Below are 13,369 nucleotides of genomic sequence, written 5' to 3'. Positions count from 1 at the left end.
TTCACCATGCTGGACATCGCTGACGAGCTGCACCGCTGGTGCCGCCAGGGGCGTCCGTTCGCCGTCGCGACCGTGGTCGCGGTGGGCGGAAGTGCGCCCCGGCAGCCCGGTGCCGCGCTCGCCGTCGATTCCGACGGCACCGCGATCGGCAGCGTGTCCGGAGGGTGCGTCGAAGGAGCTGTCTACGAGCTCTGCAAGGAAGCGCTGGAGTCAGGGGACTCGGCGGAGCCCGTGCTCCAGCGCTTCGGATACTCGGACGACGATGCGTTCGCCGTGGGACTCACCTGCGGCGGCGTCATAGACATCTTCGTCCAGCGAGTGGACCCCGGCGTGCGGCCGGAGTTCACGGCGGCCCTGGCCGCCGCCGCAGCGGGAGAGACGGCCGCGGTGGCCAGGATCGTCGAGGGACCGGCCGGGCTGCTCGGCCGGGCCCTGGCCCTGCGGGCCGACGGACGGTACGAGGGCAGCCTCGGCGACCCCGAGCGGGACCGCACGGCGGCGGCCGAGGCCCACGCCCTGCTGGAAGCGGGCCGGACCGGCACCATCGGGATCGGCGCGGACGGCAGCCGCTGCGGCGAACCGCTCACGCTGCTCGTCGAGTCCAGCGTGCCGGCGCCCCGCATGATCGTCTTCGGCGCGATCGACTTCGCCGGCGCCGTCGTCAAGGTCGGCAAGTTCCTCGGCTACGAGGTGACGCTCTGCGACGCGCGCCCCGTCTTCGCCACCCGCGCGCGCTTCCCGGAGGCCGACGAGGTCATCGTCGACTGGCCGCACCGCTACCTCGACGAGACCACCGCCGCGGGACGCGTCGACGGCCGCACGGTCATCTGCGTACTGACCCACGACGCCAAGTTCGACGTACCGCTGCTGGAGCGGGCCCTGAAGCTTCCCATCGCCTTCGTCGGCGCCATGGGCTCACGCCGCACCCACCTGGACCGCCTCGAGCGGCTGCGGGAGGTCGGCGTCACCGAACTCGAACTGGCCAGGCTGCGCTCGCCGATCGGCCTCGACCTCGGCGCGCGGACGCCTGAGGAGACCGCGCTGTCCATCGCCGCGGAGATCGTCGCCCACCGGCGCGGCGGCAGCGGCGTACCGCTGACGGGCGCGCACACGCCGATCCACCACGAGGCCGAACCCCCGATAGCCCGGCGGGTCGGCTCCTCCGCGGCATAGCTCCTGCTCGTGTCGTCGTTGAGGACCGGAACCGTCCGCAAGGCGTCGTAGCGTAGGCGGTATGCCGACGACGACTCTGGACCGCCGTACGCTCAACCGCGCTCTGCTGGAGCGCCAACTCCTCCTGGAGCGGGCGAAGGTGCCCGCGATCGAGGTGATCGAGCGGCTGCTCGGCATGCAGTCCCAGGCGTCCAACGCCCCGTACATCGGCCTGTGGACCCGGCTGCGGGACTTCTCCTTCGACGAGCTGGCGCAGCTGATGAAGGACCGTGGCGCGGTGCGGCTGACGCTCATGCGCGGCACCGTGCACCTGGTGAGCGCGGCGGACGCGCTGCTCCTGCGGCCCCTGCTGCAGCCGGTGTTCGACCGGATGGTCAGGAGCGCGGCCTGGGGAGGCGCGGCGCTGCGCGACGTGGACCGCGACGAGCTGGTGGCCGCCGGCCGCGAACTCCTCGCCGAGCGCCCGCGCAACCCCCGTGAGCTGCGCGAGCTGCTCGCCGTCCGCTGGCCCGGCGTCGAGCCCGACGCGCTGGAGAAGGCGCTGCGTCTGTGGGCCCCGCTGGTGCAGCTGCCGCCGCGCGGGCTGTGGGGAGAGAGCGGGCAGCCCACCTACGCCACCGTCGAGGAGTATCTCGGCGCGCCGCTCGCCGACCCCGACCCCGGGCCCGTCGTCGAGCGCTACCTGGCGGCGTTCGGTCCCGCGACCGTCGCCGACATCCAGAAGTGGTCGGGACTGACCGGGCTGCGCTCGGTCGTGGCGGGCTTGGACCTTCGTCCATACCGTGACGAGGACGGCCGGGAGCTCCACGATCTGCCCGGCGCGGTGCTCCCCGACCCGGACGTCCCCGTACCGGCCCGCTTCGTCGCCGACTTCGACAACCTGCTGCTGTCGCACGCCGACCGGACCCGGATCCTCGCCGACGAGTACCGGAAGCGGGTGATGACGGTCAACGGCATCATCCGCGGCACGATCCTGGTCGACGGCTTCGTCGGCGGCACCTGGCGGTTCGATCGTACGAAGGCCGGCGCCGTGGTGAGCGTCACGCCCTTCGTACGGCTGACGGCCGGCGACCGCGACGCCCTCATGGCGGAGGGCGCGCGGCTGCTGGCCGTCAGCGATCCGTCGGCGGAGACCCACGAGGTCCGGATCGAACCCGCGGGCTGACGGTGCCGCCGCTCCGGCGGGTTCAGCCCGCCGGGACGGTGTCCACCTGGGTGACATGGGCCGCCCGGTAGGCGGCCACCTGGGCCTGCACCTGGGCCGGACTCAGCACCTGGTCCTTGGCGAAGTACACGTAGTCGACCTTCTGGTTGTACGAGCGCGGCGTGCTGCCGGTCTGTCCCGCGAGGTCGATGAGCCAGTGGTTGAAGTCGATGAACATCGGCGTCTCCGGCAGATACGGCTCGCCGTGCGTCCCGAACAGCTGCCCGTCGATGTAGTACTTGATGTTCGTGTTGTCGACGGTGACGATCAGGTCGTGCCAGCCGTCGTAGCTCTGCCGGCTCTCGGTGTGGGTGTTGACCGCGTTCCAGGGGTCGTTCTGGTAGGTCTCCCAGGACGTGGTGTACATGATGTTGCCGGTCTCGCCCCAGCCGCCGTTGGGCAGGTACTCGAAGTCCAGCTCCCCGTAGTCGGGGTCCATGTCGTGCGCGAGCGGTGTGAAGGCGAAGAACGTCTGGTTGACGTGGTCCCCGTCCGGGCCGGTGGCGGGGGTGTCGTTGAACTTCACGCGGGCCGCGTACGTCCCGTTGCGGAACTTGCGCGCGGTGGTCTGGATCTCGGTCTCCTTGGTGCCGGCGGCCGTTCCGTCGGTGGTGAGCTTGAGGTTCATGATGCTGTTGCCGTTCTCCGGCGCGAAGGTGACGTCCTGCGGCGACCAGGTGGCCCCCGGGACACCGGGCCCGCCCTGCCCCGACTTCACGGTCCAGCCGTGCTGCTGCACCAGCGGGTCGCTGCTGCTGGTGTAGTTGAAGTCGTCGAAGAGCGCCGGGCCGTTCTGGTTCGGCGGTGTGGTGGGGGGCGTCGTCGGCGGGTCGGTCGGCGGCTGCGTGGGGTCGTTGCCGTCGGGCGCGGTGCCCCACAGAACCGTCCCGCCGCGCTGCACGGTGACCTTCGACCAGTTGGCGTACGACGTCTGGGCGCCGTTGAACGAGTAGTCGTCGCTCTGCCGGAGCGTCGCCCAGGTGGACCGGTAGAACCGCAGCTGCATGTCGCTGGTGTCGGCGCCGGGCGTGAGCGAGCCGGCGCCCGAAGTGAAGCCGATCTCCAGATAGCGGTCGGCGGTGGCGGTGGGGTGCGCCAGGGTGCCGAACGTGCCGGTGATGTTGGCACAGCCGCGCACCGCCCAGGAACAGGCGAAGCGGTACGAGGAGTCGGCGGTGTCGGCCTTGAAGTAGTAGCGCACCGTCACACCGCTGAGCGGCACGGTCGTGCTGCCGGTGTTGGTGACCTTCAGCCACGGTTCCGACTGGTCGGCGGTGGCCCCGGTCGCGCTGGTGCGGTACTGCGCGCTGAGCGAGTCCTGGGCGGCCGAGGCGGGCATGGCCGTCAGCGCGGCGCAGGCCAGCCCGGCGGAGGTGCACAGGGCCATCGCCGTACGCACGCGGACGGGTATACGTGATCTTGCGGACACGGTGAATCCCTTTCCAGGTGGGGGTGTCGCAGGGGGAAGTGCTGGAAGGAACTACTGCTGGTGCGACTGCGGGTGGTGCGCGGTGGAACATCTGTGGGGGAGGCGCACGGCGGTGCCGGGACGGGTGTCAGCGTGGGTGCCGAGCGCCGCGAGCCGGGCCTCGTGGTGGCGCATGGCGGGGAGGAAGTCGGTGGTCCAGTCGCTGCGGGGGTTCCACGCGCTGTCGGCGAGGGCCGACAGCCGGGGGAAGGCGAGGTACTCGACCTGCGCGGGCGTGGCGGCGAACTCCGTCCACAACTGCCCCTGCGTGCCCAGCACCCGGGCGGCCGCCGCCGGCTCCCAGTCCTGCGGCGCGGGATCGTTGCCGTGCACGGCCCGCAGATCGACGACGGCGCCGGCCTGCCCGAAGGGCTCGCCCGGCCGGTCGGTCTGCGGGTAGTCGAGATACGTGGAGCGGTACGGCGCCATCACGACGTCATGGCCCCGCCGGGCGGCGGCCAGCCCGTGGCCCGAGTCCCGCCACGGCATGACGGTGAACTCCGGCGGCAGCACTCCGCCGTCCTCCGCCCAGCACACCGGCTTGCGGCCCTCGCGCAGCAGGAAGTCGCCGATCCGCCCGAGGAACCAGCCGTGCAGCGCCTTCGGCCCCGCCAGCCGCTCGGCCACGGCCCGCTGCCGCGCCCGTGGGCTGTCCTCCCATTCGACGGTGGGGCACTCGTCGCCGCCGATGTGGATGTACGGGGACGGGAAGACGTCCAGGACCTCGCCGAGCACCGCGCGGCAGAACTCCAGCACCTCGTCGTGCACGCCCAGGACGTTCTCGCACACCCCCCACTCGGTCCACACGTCCAGCTGCCGGCCGGGGACGTTCCCCAGGTGCGGATAGGCGGCGAGCGCCGCCCGGGCGTGACCCGGCATCTCGATCTCGGGGACGACGGTCACCCCCCGCTCGGCCGCGTAGCCGACGAGCGTGCGCAGCTGGGCGGCGGTGTAGACACCGCCGTGCGGAGTGTCGTCGTAGCTGGCGCTGCCGGCCCGGCCGGTCATGCTGCGGGCCCGGTGGCCGCCGGTCTCGGTCAGCAGCGGATACCCGGGTACCGGCATCCGCCAGCCCTGGTCGTCGGTGAGGTGCAGATGCAGGACGTTGAGCTTGTGGAAGGCGAGCAGGTCCACGAAACGCCGCAGGAACGACACCGGCTGGAAGTGCCGGGCGACGTCGAGCATCGCCCCGCGCCAGGGGTACCGCGGCACATCGGTGGCCTGGACGCACGGCAGCCGCCACGGCACCCCGGTGACCGGCACCGCCGACAGCGCCTCGGGCGGCAGCAGTTGGCGGATCGTCTGAACGCCGTTCAGCAGCCCGGCCGGCTGCGCCGCCCGCAGCAGGATCGCGTCCGGGCCGACGGTCAGCCCGTAGCCCTCCGCGCCCAGCCCGCCGAGCTGCGGGTCCAGGGCGAGGATGACGTTGCCGTCGGGGGAGGAGCGGAGCGGGAGCCCGGTGGCGGGGCCCAGCAGGGTGCGCAGCAGCCGGGCGGCGCCCTCCGCGCCCTCGGTGACCCGGACGGTGGTGTCGGTGGTGAAGGTGAAGTGGCCCGGGATACGGACCAGATGACTGGGGTGGGGAATGATCACAGCTCGGCCTCCAGGCCCGGACGGACATCGGGGCAGCTCTCGCACGGCGTCTCCCGCATGACGCGTCACCCCTTGACCGCACCGGCGGTCATCCCGGAGGTGACCCGGTTCTGCAGGGCGAGGAAGACCACGAGGACGGGGAGCATGAAGAGTGAGGAGGCGGCCATCGTGGCGCCCCAGTCGGTGCCGAAGACGTTGCTGAACGAGGAGAGCCACACCGGCAGCGTCCTGGCATCCTGGTTCTTGATGATCAGCGTGTTGGCGAACGCGAACTCGTTCCAGGCCGTGATGAACCCGAACAGCGAGGTGGACAGCAGCCCGGGGGCGAGCAGCGGGAACGTCACCCGGCGGAACGCCTGCGGCCGGGTGCAGCCGTCCACCTGGGCCGCCTCCTCCAGCTCCACCGGTATCGCGGCGAGGAACCCGCGCAGCGTCACGATGGTGAACGGCAGCGTGGTCATGAAGTAGACCAGGGTGAGCATCGACAGCTTGTCGAGCATGTCGGTGTCCCGGGCGATGACGTACATCGGGATCAGCAGCGCCTCCCAGGGCGCCATCTGCGCGGTGAACACCATCAGGATGAACGCCCGCCTGCCGCGCCAGCGCATCCGGCCGACCGCGAAGGCGGCCAGCAGCGCGACGGCCAGCGAGAGCAGCACCGCGCCGAGGGTGACGGTGAGGCTGTTGCGCCAGAAGGTGCCGAAGCCGTCGGCGTGCACGGCGGTGGAGAAGTGGTCGAGGGTGAGGTGCCGGGGCCAGAACGACGGGGTGTCGGCCTGGATGTCCACGGTCGGCTTGAAGGCGGTCAGCACCATCCAGTAGACGGGGAAGACCGACACCGCCACGACGGACAGCGCGGCGAGGTTGAGCGGGACCTTGCGCAGCGACCGGGTCACAGGGCCGCTCCTTCCTGCTGGAACATCCGGCGCAGATTGAGGACGAGCGCCACGAGCAGGATCAGCACGGTGAGCGTGGAGACCGCCGAGCCGACGTCGTACTTGTGGAGCGACTGCGCGATCTGGAAGGCGTAGACGGGCAGGGTGGTGGTCGCCCCGTTCGGGCCGCCTTCGCTGATCACCCAGATCTGGGCGAAGCACTTGAAGCACCAGATCACTTCGAGCGAGGTGATCAGGGCGAACAGCTGCCGCAGCATGGGGAAGGTGACGTGGCGGAAGACCTGGAAGCCGCCGGCGCCGTCCAGCCGGGCCGACTCGTACAGCTCGGCGGAGATCGTGGTGAGCCCGCCGTAGAGGGTCAGCGCGGCGAACGGCACCGACTGCCAGACGACCAGGGTGACCAGGATGAAGAAGGTCGAGTTCCCGTCGGCGAACCAGGAGTAGTCGCGGTAGGAGTCGAACCCGAGCTCCACCAGGACCCAGTTGACCACTCCGAAGCGGGACTGGAAGAGCCACTGGAAGATGGTGGTGGCGGCGATCACCGGCGTCGCCCAGGTCAGCACGAGGGCGCTCATCACGGCCAGCCGCATCCGCTTGCCGAGCCGCGCCAGCATCAGGGCGACCAGGGTGCCGATCAGCATGATGAGGACGACATTGAGCGCGGTCCACCACAGGGTGCGGCGGACCACCGTCCAGAACTCGGGGTCGTTGAGCACCTCCGAGTAGTTGTCGAATCCGACGAAGGTGGCGCCGCCGCGGATCAGTTCGCCCAGCCGGAAGTGCTGGAAGGACATCACGGTGTTGCGGATCAGCGGGTAGAGCAGGAGGAAGGCCGTGCCCACCAGGGTGGGAGCGATCAACAGATACGGCCAGACGGCGCCGAGCACGGGCCGCCGGCGGCGGCGGAGGGCCGGGGGCGGATCCACGGAGGCCTGTTGAGGGGGGCGCCGACGGGCGGCGGGGGGTGCAGCGGGCACGGCACTTCTCCTGTTGTCCTGTTGGGGTCCGACTCGTCAGGCGGGGGCGGCCACGCGGGCCCGCGCGGACCGCTCCCCGTTCAGGAAGCGGTGTTCAGCGCTTTGGTGATGGCCTCGGACGCGGTACGGGCGGCCGTGGCCGGGTCCGCTCCGGTGAGGTACTGCGTCATGTACTGCTTGATGGGGTTGTTCGCCTCGACAGCCGCCCAGTTGGGGGAGTTGGGGGTGCCGTGGCCGTTGGCCGCGCCGACCGCCATCACCGCGCCGCCCTCGTTGCCCGCCAGCACACCGGCCAGCGACGTCCTGTTGGGGACGTAGCTCATCTCCTTGGCCATGTCCGTCTGCCACTTCTCGCCGGCCAGCGCCTTGACGACCTCGTAGGCCGCGTCCTGGTGCTGCGACGCCTCCGGGATGATGAGGTCGGAGCCGCCGGTGAAGACCGCGCCGGGCTTGTCGGCCGTCTTGCCGGGGATCGGGAAGAAGCCGATCTTGTCCTTCATCGCCGGGTTGGCCTTGATGATCGCGGCCGCGCCACCGGGGACGGAGATGATCTGCGCACTCTTGCCCTTGGCGAAGACCTCCGCCTGCAGCGGCTTGGCCTCGTCGGAGTCCTTCGGGCCCTTGCCCAGCGCCTGGAGCTTCTTGTAGAACGCCATCCCGGCCTGCGCCTGGGGCGTGTCGAGGGTGCCCTTCCACTTGTCGCCGTCCTTGACGGCGAACTCACCGCCCTCGTCCCAGACGAAGCCGGCCAGCGCGTACCAGGTCTGCCCCGTCAGATAGATCCCGTCGTTGCCACCGGTGTTGAGCTTGGTGGTGTCGGCGATCCACTCGTCGCGCGTCTTGGGCGGGGTGGTGATGCCGGCCTGGGTGAAGAGGTCCTTGTTGTAGACCACCACACGGTTGGCGGCGTACCAGGGGATGCCGAACTGCTTGCCGTCGATCTTGCCGGGCTCGGCCAGGCCCGGTATCCAGTCCGCGCCCTTGAGGTCGGCGACCTTCCCGGTCAGATCCTTGACCCCGCCGCTGGCGGCGTACTGCGCGACCTGGGTGTTGCCGACCTCGATGACGTCCGGCGCGTCCTTGCTGGCCAGAGCGCTGGTGATCTTCGCGCCGATACCGTCCCACTCCTGGATCTGGATCTTCAGGGTGGTACCGGAGTGGGTCGTCTCGAAATCCGTCTTGAACCGCTGGAGGAAGGGATCGGAAACGCTGCCCTTCATGATCCACACGGTGAGCTCGGCGGGGCTCTTGCCGTCGCCTGCGGTGTCCGACGAGTCGGAGGAGGAACTACAGGCGCTCAGGCCGGCTACGGCGATCGCGAGCGCCGCGGTGCCTGCAAGGAGTCTGGTTCTCACGGGGTCTGTCACCTCGAATAGGAGCGGCGGAACTTACCACTTCACAACTGGTCTGGTGCTGGTTGGAGAAGGTGGCATAGACCAGTGCTGCCGTCAAGAGGTCGTGCAGGCAAAGGCCTGACCCCCGGATTCCCCCGGATCACCGGTACCGGCCGCAACTGGTCCGCCTACGTGACGCGGGCCGGCCTGGCGTACTGGTCAGGATCTGGATAGCCTTCAGGGGAGGTACTGGACAGGACGCAGACAGAACGCTGCCCGGACGCGCCGGGGCGGACCCCGGACGGCACGAAGGAGTCAGGTATGGGAAGCGAGTCGCCACGGTCGGCGCTCAAGCGCGAACGGGTGCGCGACTACCTGTTGGAGCTCGTCGAATCCCATGTGCCCGGCGACCCGATCCCCTCCGAGCGGACCCTGTGCGAGCAGCTGTCGGTCTCCCGCCCGACGCTGCGCTCCGCCGTCGACGAACTGGTCAACACCGGGCTGATCGTCCGCGAGCACGGGCGCGGGATGTTCGTCGCGCCCGCCAAGATCACCCAGGAGCTGGTGGCGGACGAGCACTCGTTCTCGCTGCCGAAGGCCGACGGCACCTGGTCCAGCAAGGTCCTGGAGCTGACCACCGTCCAGGCCGGTGCCAGGGTGGGCCGCAAGCTGCACATCTCACCCGCGGCCGAGATCACCTACATCGCCCGGCTCCGGCTCGTCGACGGCGAGCCGATGGCCATCGAGTACCTGCACGTGCCCGCCCTGCTCGTGCCGGGTCTGCGGCCGGCGGACATGGAGTCCGGGGACTTCTACCGGTTCCTGCGCGACAAGCACCGGGTGCGGGTCCACGAGGCGGTCCAGTCCATCGAGCCGACCGTCACCAACGAGGTCGAGGCCCGGCTGCTGGGCGTGCCGCTGCTTTCCCCGGCCCTGCTCTTCGAACGTCTCACCAAGGACGAGACCGGCCGCCCGGTCGAGTACGTCCACTCGCTCTACCGCGGTGACCGCTACCGGATCGTCTCCCGGCTCGCTCTCGGCGAGGCCGGGGCTCCGGGGCCGGACGCGGCCGTCCGGCACCACCCCGGCATCCCGCCGGGCGATCTGGCGGGCCGCGGCGACGTCCCCTCCTCGATGGTGGGCGACGTTCAGCCCGCGGTGTGAGCGCGGGTCGTTGCGGGGGTGGTGGACGCGGCCGTCGTCAGCACAGGGCGACGGCGACGGCCTCCGGGTCCCGCACCCGGCGGGCGGTGAGCAGTGGGTCGACGGTCACCGTGGTGGCGCCCAGCGGCGCCGACAGCGCCCGGACCGCGGGCTCGGAGAGCCGGATCCACGCCTGCCCGGCGCCCATGACCGACCGCAGCCGCTGCTCGCTGGTGAAGGCGACGGCCGTCCTCGAACCGAGCGGCGTACGGCACAGCCGCAGCGCGAAACCGGCGGGTCCGCGCCGTACGGGTACGTACAGCGGGCCCGCCGGGAGATCGTTCCCGGGCTCTTCTGCGCGGCTGCGCGGCATTGCGGTCCTCCGGGGGAGCGGACGGGTGGTTCCGGCGCCGGGGCGGCCGGGCGGGGCGGGGGCATCGGTGCGGATGCCGCCCCGACGTTCCCGACGGTATCGCCCCCACGGTGCGCACTCACCTCGCGAACCGGTCGTCGATGCCCGGTTGACCCTGAACCGGGGGGAATTGACACGGGGCCGCCATCCGCCGGCCGGCCACCGGTCAGCGGTAGTTCAGCTCGGCCAGTTCGGTGGCCGGCCGGGTACGGAAGGCCGGGATGCGGCTGACGACCGGCAGGGCCAGGTTGCGCGCCGTGCGGAGCACGCGGCTCCGGGTGGTGGCGATCCGGGTCGTCCGGCCGGTGAACGCCACGACCCGCTCGGCGACCGGGCGGCGCCGCGCCTCGTAGTCGTCCAGCCGGTCCTCCGCGATGGCCCGGCCGAGCGGGCCGCCGCCCGCATGCGCGACATCTTCGCCCGGCAGGTGGCCCCCGCCCTCGCCCCGGCGTTGGCCCCCGTGGGCCCCGACACCGCCCGCCGGGCGGGCCTGGTCTCCGCCCAGCTCCTCGGCCTCGCCCTCACCCGCTACCTCCTGCGCCTGCCCGCCGTCGCCGCCCTCACCCCGGACGAGATCGAGACCGCCTACGCGCCGGCGATCGCCGGCGTCCTGGGGCTCGGCTGAGCCCGGCGGATAATCCGTTGCCCTGGCGGTCGGCGCCCGGCACAGTGGTGGCATCACCAACGAGGCGAGAGGGGAGCGCACGATGAACGTCCAGGCCGGTCTGTCGCAGGCGTATCAGCGCTCTTCCAGTACCCCTTCCCAGCAGGGGAGCCCCGGGCAGGCCACGTAGTCATCGGTGACGGATGTCGCCGGGCCGCCCGCGGGAATTCCCGCCAGGGCGGCTTTTTCGTGGCCGCCCGTCTGCTGTGTCCTTGCAGCTGGGAGAGTTGGCCGAGTGGTAAGGCAGCGGCTTGCTAAGCCGTAGTCGGGTGCGAGCCCGCGCGCGTTCGATCCGCGCACTCTCCGCGTACGTCCTGCAGTTCATGGAGGAGCCAGCCGAAAGGCGGCGCCGGCCGCGGTCTCGAAAACCGTTGGGGTGCGCAAGCATCCGTGTGGGTTCGACCCCCACCTCCTCCGTCCCGGGCGAACTGGGAATCGGTGATCCCAAGGGCCTGTAAAGCCCCCGCTTCGGCTGTGGAGGTTCGAATCCTCCTTCGCCCACCCGGAACGACGCACGCGGAACGACGCACGCCACTGCGGCGCGCCACGGTTACGAGGCCGGGGCGCGCCGTCAGCGTTTGATGGTGTGGCCGCCGATGCCCATCAGCCGGCCGGGGCCGCGGACACCGTCCTCGTACCACCAGAAGCTGAGACCGATGGCGGCGACGATGAAGCCGCCGATCGAGCCGAGGGTGAGGAGTCCGCTGACGCCCTCGCCGGGCTCGCCGGGGTGCTCGCCGCCGAGGTGGTGGATGGCCAGGACCGAGACGAGCATCGAGGCGATGCCCGCCAGCGTGGTGAGCAGCCACGCCCAGCGCCGGGCCCTGGTCGCGGGGATGCTGAAGACCGTGTACGTGAGCGACGTACGGCAGGTCTCACAGGCGAGGGTGCGCGACTGGCAGCCCTTCGAGGGCCGTTCGACGGGAATCTCGAAGGTCGCCGGCCGGTGCTGTGTGTAGTTGCTGTTACGTTCGGACGAGAGCAGATGTGTGTACCGGGACTGGGGATATTGTCCTAATTGGCGCTTGCCCACCGCAGCTCCTTGACGTCTGGTACTGCGGGCCACAGTAAGCGCCAACATGCCTGTGGCATAGGGAAGTTGACGATTGAAGTACGCGGCGGGCGAGGTATGGGCGGACACGCGAGGTATCGGCCCGGGACCCGCTACGCCCGGCCTTCGGAAGCCTTCGCGAGCGGCGCCTCGCTCCGGCCCCGAGCGTCCCGCCCGGACCGGGGATACGCGCCGAGCGCGAGCAGCAGCGGAGGCGCGGCCGCCAGCAGGAAGCACAGCGGTAGCGGCAGCCGGTCGACGAGGAGCCCGGCGGTGCCGGAGCCCAGCGAGGAGCCCGCGTTGACACCCGTGTTGACCCAGGCGGTGGCGCGGGTGGCGGTCCCCGGCGGGGCGAGTTCGTCGGCCGCGAGGTACGCGGTCGCCATGGTGGGGGAGACGACGGTGCCGGCGGCGGCGATGCCGAGGGCGAAGAGGACGACGGTCGGGGCGGCGCCGGTGAGGGCGAAGAGCAGGGCGAGGGCGGCGAGCAGATACGGCAGCCGGCCGGCCGCCGGGCGCCGCCAGGCGATCCGGCCGTAGAGGAGCCCACCGATCGCGCTGCCCGCCGCGTGCGCGGCGAGGATCCAGCCGGCGGCGGAGGCGCGGTCGTGGTGGTCGGTGAAGGCGACGACGTACAACTCCAGGGCGCCCAGGCAGCAGCCGAGCCCGGCCGCCGCGTACGCCGCCTTGCGGACCCCCGCCGACCGCAGCCGCGCGGCCGGGACGGAGGGCTCGCGCGCGGTGAGCAGCTTCGCGGCCGGGGACGCCGCCAGGGCGAGAGTGCCGATGAGGACCAGGCCGGCGGACAGGGCGAGGCCGAGCGCGGGGCGGACGGCGACGGCGATCAGCGGGCCGGTCATGAACAGGCCCTCCTCCGCCACCGTGTCCAGGCTGAACGCCCGCTGCAGCAGGCGCCTGTCCGGAACGAGGGCGCTCCACAGCGCCCGCATGGTCGGGCCGAGCGGCGGGGTGAGGGTGCCCGCGGCCGCCGACAGGAAGGTGAGCAGCCAGAGCGGGGCACCCGGCCGCCAGGTGGCCAGGCAGAGCGCGGTCAGCGCCACCGCGTACGGGGTGGCGAGGGCGGGCAGGGCGCGCCGTGCCCCCCAGCGGTCGATGAGTCCGGCACGGGCCGGGCCGAGGACGACGCTGGTCGCGGCGAAGACCGTGGTGATCATGCCGGCGACGGCGTACGAGCCGGTCGCCGCGGCGAGCGAGAGCAGCAGGGAGAGGGAGACGATCCCGTAGGAGAGCCGGCCCAACAGGGCGGCGGCGAAGGTGCGGCGGGCATGGGGGACCCGCAGGACGGCGGCGTAGGACGCCGCCGGGCGTGGCGAAGACATGGGTTTTGTTCCTCAGGCAGAGGCGGGCAGGCCGGCGCGAAGGGCGGGCTGCGGCCTAGTACTGCAACCGCATGTGGGGGTGGTGGCCTCGGCGTTGGTAGTGGCATCTGCGGG

At 71.5% G+C, this 13,369-nt stretch carries 13 protein-coding genes and 3 tRNA genes; 7 read left to right on the top strand and 9 right to left on the bottom strand.

What is annotated here, in order from left to right:
• The first annotated feature begins 6 nt into the window (after positions 1 to 6).
• Positions 7 to 1,173: an XdhC family protein gene (locus C6N31_RS20245; RefSeq protein WP_138358068.1), complete on the top strand. Its 1,167-nt coding sequence runs from the start codon at positions 7 to 9 to the stop codon at positions 1,171 to 1,173.
• Between the two features lie 61 nt (positions 1,174 to 1,234).
• Positions 1,235 to 2,338 (top strand): winged helix DNA-binding domain-containing protein, encoded by a 1,104-nt coding sequence (locus tag C6N31_RS20240; RefSeq protein WP_138358070.1) that lies wholly within the window; start codon positions 1,235 to 1,237, stop codon positions 2,336 to 2,338.
• A 22-nt stretch (positions 2,339 to 2,360) separates the two neighbouring features.
• Here the strand turns inward: C6N31_RS20240 and C6N31_RS20235 are convergent, their stop codons facing one another.
• The 5 genes from C6N31_RS20235 to C6N31_RS20215 all read right to left on the bottom strand — a co-directional run bounded on the left by C6N31_RS20235 (position 2,361) and on the right by C6N31_RS20215 (position 8,666).
• Entirely contained in the window at positions 2,361 to 3,764 is a 1,404-nt protein-coding gene (locus tag C6N31_RS20235) for a cellulose binding domain-containing protein (protein ID WP_138358084.1), read from the bottom strand.
• Positions 3,765 to 3,857: 93 nt separating this feature from the next.
• Positions 3,858 to 5,438, bottom strand: a complete 1,581-nt coding sequence (locus tag C6N31_RS20230; RefSeq protein ID WP_138358072.1) for a beta-N-acetylhexosaminidase — start codon at positions 5,436 to 5,438, stop codon at positions 3,858 to 3,860.
• Positions 5,439 to 5,503: 65 nt separating this feature from the next.
• The gene (locus C6N31_RS20225) at positions 5,504 to 6,334 is read right to left on the bottom strand and encodes a carbohydrate ABC transporter permease (RefSeq protein WP_138358074.1); all 831 of its coding nucleotides are present in this window, start codon (positions 6,332 to 6,334) and stop codon (positions 5,504 to 5,506) included.
• The gene (locus C6N31_RS20220) at positions 6,331 to 7,311 is read right to left on the bottom strand and encodes a carbohydrate ABC transporter permease (protein ID WP_381586134.1); all 981 of its coding nucleotides are present in this window, start codon (positions 7,309 to 7,311) and stop codon (positions 6,331 to 6,333) included. The genes C6N31_RS20225 and C6N31_RS20220 overlap by 4 nt, the downstream gene beginning before the upstream one ends.
• Before the next feature lie 80 nt (positions 7,312 to 7,391).
• A complete protein-coding gene (locus tag C6N31_RS20215; protein ID WP_198357941.1) occupies positions 7,392 to 8,666 on the bottom strand; it encodes an extracellular solute-binding protein in 1,275 nt (424 codons plus the stop codon).
• 300 nt (positions 8,667 to 8,966) lie between these two features.
• On the opposite strand from C6N31_RS20215, the gene C6N31_RS20210 reads away from it, so the two are divergent.
• Positions 8,967 to 9,809, top strand: a complete 843-nt coding sequence (locus tag C6N31_RS20210) for a GntR family transcriptional regulator (RefSeq protein WP_138358078.1) — start codon at positions 8,967 to 8,969, stop codon at positions 9,807 to 9,809.
• A gap of 37 nt (positions 9,810 to 9,846) precedes the next feature.
• Here C6N31_RS20210 and C6N31_RS20205 read toward each other — a convergent pair whose 3' ends face one another.
• Together C6N31_RS20205 and C6N31_RS43955 are read right to left on the bottom strand one after the other, a co-directional pair.
• The gene (locus C6N31_RS20205) at positions 9,847 to 10,161 is read right to left on the bottom strand and encodes an SAV_915 family protein (RefSeq protein WP_138358080.1); all 315 of its coding nucleotides are present in this window, start codon (positions 10,159 to 10,161) and stop codon (positions 9,847 to 9,849) included.
• A gap of 205 nt (positions 10,162 to 10,366) precedes the next feature.
• Complete coding sequence (locus tag C6N31_RS43955; RefSeq protein WP_232485434.1) at positions 10,367 to 10,516, bottom strand: hypothetical protein; 150 nt, start codon at positions 10,514 to 10,516, stop codon at positions 10,367 to 10,369.
• An 87-nt stretch (positions 10,517 to 10,603) separates the two neighbouring features.
• On the opposite strand from C6N31_RS43955, the gene C6N31_RS43950 reads away from it, so the two are divergent.
• The 4 genes from C6N31_RS43950 (at position 10,604) to C6N31_RS20185 (ending at position 11,365) form a co-directional block, all read left to right on the top strand.
• Entirely contained in the window at positions 10,604 to 10,825 is a 222-nt protein-coding gene (locus tag C6N31_RS43950; RefSeq protein ID WP_232485433.1) for a TetR/AcrR family transcriptional regulator, read from the top strand.
• 260 nt (positions 10,826 to 11,085) lie between these two features.
• Positions 11,086 to 11,170: transfer RNA gene (locus C6N31_RS20195), tRNA-Ser, on the top strand.
• Between the two features lie 19 nt (positions 11,171 to 11,189).
• Positions 11,190 to 11,281: transfer RNA gene (locus tag C6N31_RS20190), tRNA-Ser, on the top strand.
• Between the two features lie 4 nt (positions 11,282 to 11,285).
• A tRNA-Tyr gene (locus tag C6N31_RS20185) sits at positions 11,286 to 11,365 on the top strand.
• Between the two features lie 70 nt (positions 11,366 to 11,435).
• On the opposite strand, the gene C6N31_RS20180 is transcribed toward C6N31_RS20185, so the two are convergent.
• Entirely contained in the window at positions 11,436 to 11,897 is a 462-nt protein-coding gene (locus tag C6N31_RS20180; protein ID WP_138357437.1) for a hypothetical protein, read from the bottom strand.
• 131 nt (positions 11,898 to 12,028) lie between these two features.
• Positions 12,029 to 13,255: an MFS transporter gene (locus C6N31_RS20175; RefSeq protein ID WP_198357939.1), complete on the bottom strand. Its 1,227-nt coding sequence runs from the start codon at positions 13,253 to 13,255 to the stop codon at positions 12,029 to 12,031.
• Positions 13,256 to 13,369 lie beyond the last annotated feature (114 nt).

Origin of the sequence: Streptomyces fildesensis, from assembly GCF_016107395.1 — a bacterium.
Classification (GTDB): Bacteria; Actinomycetota; Actinomycetes; order Streptomycetales; family Streptomycetaceae; genus Actinacidiphila; species Actinacidiphila fildesensis.
Note: the sequence above shows the minus strand (reverse complement) of the source record. Positions and strands in the feature narration are given on the sequence as shown.